This window comes from Ornithinibacillus halophilus, from assembly GCF_900129485.1.
Taxonomy (GTDB): Bacteria; Bacillota; Bacilli; order Bacillales; family Amphibacillaceae; genus Ornithinibacillus; species Ornithinibacillus halophilus.
This window is the reverse complement of the sequence record NZ_FQVW01000086.1, coordinates 1-6371: the sequence shown is the minus strand read 5'-3', so window position 1 is coordinate 6371 and position 6371 is coordinate 1. Positions and strand designations below refer to the sequence as shown.

Genomic DNA, 6371 nt, shown 5'->3' with positions numbered 1-6371 from the left:
TGATTAGCTTCTTGTTTTTCTTTTTTATCCTTCTTCTATCAAATATTGCAATGTATTAGGACACGGGGGTTTACTGTCCCAGTCTGAGGGATAACTCCTGCCCCTGACTCCCATGCTATTTTTACACGGTTGCCTTCTCCCCTATTTTCTCTGTGCATTCCTTTCAAAGTGGGGGCGGTTCTTGTTTGTCATTTATAAAGAAAGTATTTCTGGGACGTGGATTTGCCACGCCCCACATGGTTTTCTGAACCAAGCTTTATCTATAGTTAGGTCCTACATCTCATCTCTCATCTTTTCAATTTCTTCCTTAGCTACATTTGTTGCCTCCGAAATCATTTCAATAGGAAAGTTCTTCTTTAACATATTCATAATCACTTCTTGTTTCTCCTCTTCCCTTCCTTTTCTATACCCTCTCTTCTCCCAAGAATTCGGCAGTTCTAAAATTTTATCCGCATTGTCCAACTGTTTCACCTTTTCCATCAGCACTTCCTCCTCTTCATTTGTTAATATTAAATATGAGTCAAAAAAACTACTTATAAACCTATTTTCAGCAGGATTTAATTCCATTCGAACGAGCATTTTTAGAAATTCCATCTTCACTTCTACTTTTTCTTTTTCCGTATATCCCATTTTACTAAGCAATGCCGCTGCGGCTGGGTTGTCTGATTCAATAAACGCACGCCAATTCTTCTTCCTTAATTCAAGCATAAGGAAATTAAAAGTGAAGACATGGAAAAATGGAAATTCTAACGTGAAATAATCTTTTTCAGCGTGCTTCGAATCATAACTAAAAATCGCGACTGGCAAAATTGGTTTCCTATATTTATTATATAAGAGGCTGAAATAATGATACATACGCTCATGAAATTTAGTCTCATGCGTGCTTTGAGGTTCAACATGAATGATGATAAGCGTATTCTCTTCTTTTAACTTCGTCTCGATTACGATATCTGCTCGCCTACTACTCCCCTTCGCTAAGTCATTGAATACTTCTTCAGACATCGGTTTAATGAAGGAAAAATCAATATGCTCATGAACTTCTGGGAAAAATGCCTCTAAAAATTCTTCGAAAAAGTTGTGAATTAACTTTTTGAACAAATAATCATGTTGGTTATATTCTTTTGGAACTTCACGGATTACGTTATTGTGGGGATTCTCAGGAGTTGGTTTATATACGACTGAAGCAATCGCCATTCCAACACATCCTTTAACGTTTTGAGGATAAACTATGGAGTGAATCTAGTTATTATTATACTATATATCCCGAGATAGAACAAGTGTTCTGTTAAAAAGAACTTGACGGGGAAGAAGATAAGGTGAAGAATATAAGTATGATGAATGAGAACCGTCCCCACTTAAAAAGCAACAGGATGGTGTTTATGGTTGGATTAGGGTATCGGACAATAAAATCTGCTATTGGGGCAGGATTAGCAATTTGGATTGCGAGTTTACTCAACTTAGAATTCGCCTCATTTGCAGCAGTCATCGTTATTATGTGTATTGAAAAGACAAAGAAAAGAACATTACATTCAATTCAGAAAAAATTCTTTGCCTCTCTTTTAGCGTTAATCCTCGGTTCCATAGCTTTTGAATTATTAGGTTATCAACCAATTGTCTTATCTATCCTTATCTTAATGCTCGTTCCTATCTTCATAAAAGGACGTCTTATGGACGGTTTTGTCACAAGTATCGTGGTTGTTTTACACATTTATACCTTGAAGGAAGCGAATTTGGATATCGTATTGAATGAACTCTATATTATCCTTATCGGTATTATAATTGCCTTACTTGTAAACAGTATTATGCCAAGCTTCAAAAAGGATGTTGAGGAGTATAAGACGCAAATCGAAAATAAATTCAGCGTTATTCTCCATGAATTCGCGGCATTTTTAAAGGATAGTGAACGAAGCTGGGATGGAAAAGAATTAGTTGAGGTAGAAACCCTTATAAATCAAGCGAAAAACATTGCGATCCAAGATGTAGAAAATCATCTATTACGAAAAGAGAGTAAAGATTATTATTATCTAGAAATGCGAGATGATCAACTTAAAATCCTAAAAAGAATGGTTACCATAGTTGGTATTGTGGCTTCATCTAACTTGCATATTAAACAAAGAGGGATGCTTGCTGATTTCTTTTTGAATATTAGTCAACATGTTGATTCTGGGGATATCACTGTTGCACTAGAGCGTTTAGATGATTATGAAGAATCCATACGCGAAACAGAATTACCGCAGACAAGGGAAGAATTTGAAATTAGAGCTAATCTATTCTATTTAAACTTTGAGATTAAAAACTACTTGACTATTAAGAAAAACATTCTCAGGGGATAAGTGGGGACGGCTCTTGTTTGCCATTTGTGCTCGCCGTCCTCTTCAATTCGATCCACAAACCTGGAGTTCGCTCGGCATCCTTCATTTCGCTCACCAACCACGGAATTCGCTCGACACCCTCTTCAACTCGATCCACCAACCACGGAATTCGCTCGGCACCCTAATCAATTCGCTCCGCAAACCCAGAATTTGCTCCCCACCCTCTTCAATTCGATCCACCAACTATGCAATTCGCTCGGCACCCTCTTCAATTCGATCCACCAACTACGGAATTCGCTCGGCACCCTCTTCAACTCGATCCACCAACCACGGAATTCGCTCGGCACCCTCTTCAACTCGATCCACCAACCACGGAATTCGCTCGCCCCTCTCATGAATTCGCTCCCCAACCACTTGAAACATGGGGACGGCTCTCTTCAAGAAGGGCTCTGACACAAAATTCCATAAAAAAAGAAGCATGAGAACCGTGCCCATTCCCCATGCTTCCCCTATTAATCTACCTCAACACTTATGCCTTTTAGTTGGTTTTTCAGACTCGAGTAAGAAAATTCCTTATTGTCACATTCATAATCAATATGGCGCTTTATTTCATCTAAGTTTATAAAATTATTTTTTATATCTTTATCATAAATGGATAAGATAAAACGTTTTGCTAATCTTTCATGTTTTATTCTACTATAATCCGCAAATGCTGATATTAAATATTTAGCAACCTCTTCATGTGATAAATGACCTCCAGAAGAGCTAGTTCCAATAAGTGGTATAACAATAGTGGAGTTGGTGAATATATCCGGCATCTGTTCAAACATCCGTTCAAAAGACTCTGTTAAAACACTTCTTTCAGATGTAAAACGCTTTGGCACATTCGCTTTACTCGGCTCACACATTGATAATAATGCTGTTTCATACTTGATATTAGCATGTCTAGGAACAACATAGATAGATCCATATTCAAAAATAGGAGTACCGTCTGCTTCAGTATCTAATATTTTATCTTTTAGCACATCAGGAATCTCATCTTCTATTCCCTGTTTCTGTTCCTCACTAAATTTACTTATGTAACTATGTACGAGACTACTATTATTTAAGTAATTGTGATCTAGTTTAAACCTATTATTCACACCTATAATAATTGCCAATTCTTCTTCGGTTTCATATTTTTTTACTACATCCCAAAAAGAGCCTACCTCATAACCTATCGTACTCTTCTTTAGGAATTCACGATTATAACGTTTCTTCTCACTTATGTGCACTTTCATGACTCTTATCACATTAATTATAAACATAGAAACCCAAACAATACCTGCTCCAAACATAATAAGTCTTATCCCCTCTAAAAAGGCTTCAGAATTTATTATGTCAGTAAAAAAAAGATACAATGTGATTAGTACCCCTAGAACACCTAAGAATTCAGTAACTAAATAATATAATGTCTTAAAAATCCCTGATGATGAACTTCGCCACATTTTTCTCCCTCCTATTCAACTGCATTCAGCCAATTAATAGTATGTTGGTCAACCTCAATAGGCACCTTGTCATTTATACCAGGGTGTTTAAAAAACAATATTTTAGTATCGGGCATTGATTTCTGAGCATAAGGTGTCTTGGTATTAACAATATAGAAATCACCCGCTTCTAAATCAATAATTTCATTTGTTAACAGATTTTTAATCTTTGAACTTCCATTTATTACATATTGATATTCGGTTACAGTTGAATGAAAATGTGGCTCATCTGCAGTAAAGGTCTTATAATGGGATATCCCAACCTCTATATTTTCATCAAAAATATGTTTTAATAATTGTGGTTTTTTTAGATTACCAACTAAATACTGTCTGTTAGTGCCTTCCAATGATTCGGAAATTTCCTTTGATGTAATTTTTTTTATACCTGACACTAAACTTTTCCTCCTTCTAAAATCATCTGTAATACTAGAGAAATCTATCAAACAAAGATTAGAAATCTAGCACTACATGATAGAATCAATTTAAGCTTATTATAAGGGACCAGAATATATTTTCTGTACAAAGAAAAACTACTCTCCATGCTTCTTTATTGTTAATATTCTACATAACTCGATAAAATCCTTCAGAAATCAAAATAAAAAAGCTACTGTCACATTAAAAGTAGTCAATCAAAAAACACATTATCGCTTTTATCATACTGCCCTATGGAGAGGCTGGCCCATTAGACTTCGGGGGAAGAGTGTGACAATGATGAATTTAAAAATCTTACAGCATTCAAGTTGCCCTTCGTAAAAAGAGGAATATTCAGAAAAATAATGATTTTCCACATTCAACATAGGGAAAGTCTATTTAATAATAGGATTTGTAAAAAATGTTTCTTGTGTCTTATTGTAAAACACTCTATATTGTAAAATTCCATCTTGATGATGTGGTACCTGAATGTTAAGCGCTACAAATACAGAATGAAGGGAATATCAATGATTACTCCAGATTTACTTATTTCAAGTATTTAAACACCACCTAAAATAATAGTCTAACCTAAATGAATAATTGCAATATACTGTTTTTATTATTATCATTACGAATTTGACAGAATAAGGGAGAAAACATCCAGATGAAAGGTGATATATTTGAACTTATATGAAGTTTTAGGCGTTTCACCTGATGCTACCATAGAGGAAATTAAAAAAGCATATAGAAATAAAGCAAAAATATACCATCCAGATGTTGGTGGTAATCCCGATGAGTTTATTCACATTCAACGCGCCTACAAAATATTACGGGATACAAGTAAAAGAAAAGCTTATGATGCAAGAATACACTCAAATAGCAACCAACAACAAGCAAACCACTACAATAACCATCAAGATAGCGATGATAACTCTCAAACTAATAATCAATATACGAATCAGCAGGGTGCTTCAAGAAAACAAAGACAAGAACAAGAGGAGCAGTCATTCCAAGAGTTCAATAGAAAAACAAAAAATAGTAAAAATAGAGATAACAACTTAATTTGGATGCTATTTAGCATTTTGACTACCTTGATAATATTCATGTTTTTATATATGGAATTCAGACTGGATAATATTAATGATTCAACGGAAAATTTCAACAAGTCCACTGATCAACAGGAAGTGAATCACGATAATAGTCAATTACAGAAGGAAATCAACTCACTGGAAGAAATGGTTAGTTACTTACAGGAAGAACTAAATGTCATAAAAGAAGATCAAACCAATTCTGCAATAAATGAAGAAGTAACTCCAGACTCTGAAAGTGTTGAAGATCAATTAGAAGTATCTGAATTAAGTTATTCAAATGGATACGTATATGGAAAAGTAACGAACCATACTGACTCAAACATTTTTTATGCGAGAGTAAATATTACTTTTTATAATAAGAATAAAGATATAATTGGAAGTGAAGTAGCTCGAATCCATGATTTGAACGCAGGCTCTACTCAATCTTTTAAAGTATTGGTATACCCTGAGCCACAAGGACTGGACTCAATAGAAGCAACAGCAACTGACTAAAAATATGAATAAATACAAGATGCACAGTGGACGGTTGCAGGTTTTAGAATATGACGCACCGTCCATGATTTGACCCCAGATGTTCCTCTGGAAGTTCGCTCGCTCCCCCCATGAATTCGTTCCACAACCACATGAAACATGGGGACGAAGAAGGGCTCTGACACAAGATACCCACAAAAATGAAGCATGAGAACCTAGTCGTACTTATAGTAATTGGCCAAATCTTACTAGCACTTTTATAGAACGTACCAAGTTTCATCTTTACAAAGAATTTAATTATTAGTGCGTAAACAACAAAACAAATTAGTAAAATTCCAATATAATCCACAATAATTAACGATGTTTATGCTCCTAACACTGAGGCACCATATTCACCTACTGTAGTTGCAATTAAGGCTGCAACCCCAATTGGAGAATATTTCATTACCATACCTGTAACCAAGCTTTATCTTTAGTTAGATCTACATCTCATCTTTCATCTTTTCAATTTCTTCCTTAGCTACATTTGTTGCCTCCGAAATCATCTCAATAGGAAAGTT

At 35.1% G+C, this 6371-nt stretch carries 5 protein-coding genes; 2 read left to right on the top strand and 3 right to left on the bottom strand.

Annotated elements, in window-relative coordinates; genetic code table 11:
* Positions 1-273: 273 nt before the first annotated feature.
* Positions 274-1194 (bottom strand): RpnC/YadD family protein, encoded by a 921-nt coding sequence (locus tag BUB12_RS17055; RefSeq protein WP_084063396.1) that lies wholly within the window; start codon positions 1192-1194, stop codon positions 274-276.
* A gap of 122 nt (positions 1195-1316) precedes the next feature.
* Between BUB12_RS17055 and BUB12_RS17050 the strand changes: the two genes are divergently transcribed.
* Positions 1317-2333, top strand: coding sequence for an aromatic acid exporter family protein (locus tag BUB12_RS17050; RefSeq protein ID WP_143155663.1), 1017 nt, complete (start codon positions 1317-1319; stop codon positions 2331-2333).
* Between the two features lie 491 nt (positions 2334-2824).
* Here the strand turns inward: BUB12_RS17050 and BUB12_RS17040 are convergent, their stop codons facing one another.
* Entirely contained in the window at positions 2825-3799 is a 975-nt protein-coding gene (locus BUB12_RS17040) for a macro domain-containing protein (protein WP_072892112.1), read from the bottom strand.
* An 11-nt stretch (positions 3800-3810) separates the two neighbouring features.
* The gene (locus BUB12_RS17035; protein WP_072892111.1) at positions 3811-4230 is read right to left on the bottom strand and encodes a cupin domain-containing protein; all 420 of its coding nucleotides are present in this window, start codon (positions 4228-4230) and stop codon (positions 3811-3813) included.
* A 699-nt stretch (positions 4231-4929) separates the two neighbouring features.
* Here BUB12_RS17035 and BUB12_RS17030 point away from each other — a divergent pair.
* On the top strand, positions 4930-5832 hold the full coding sequence (locus BUB12_RS17030; protein WP_072892110.1) for a DnaJ domain-containing protein: 903 nt from the start codon (positions 4930-4932) through the stop codon (positions 5830-5832).
* The last annotated feature ends 539 nt before the right edge of the window (positions 5833-6371 follow it).

Bases quoted from the DNA above. Each gene is read 5' to 3' on its own strand.
- BUB12_RS17055 (WP_084063396.1), bottom strand. From the start codon at position 1,194: ATGGCGATTGCTTCAGTCGTATATAAACCAACTCCTGAGAATCCCCAC.
- BUB12_RS17040 (WP_072892112.1), bottom strand. From the start codon at position 3,799: ATGTGGCGAAGTTCATCATCAGGGATTTTTAAGACATTATATTATTTA.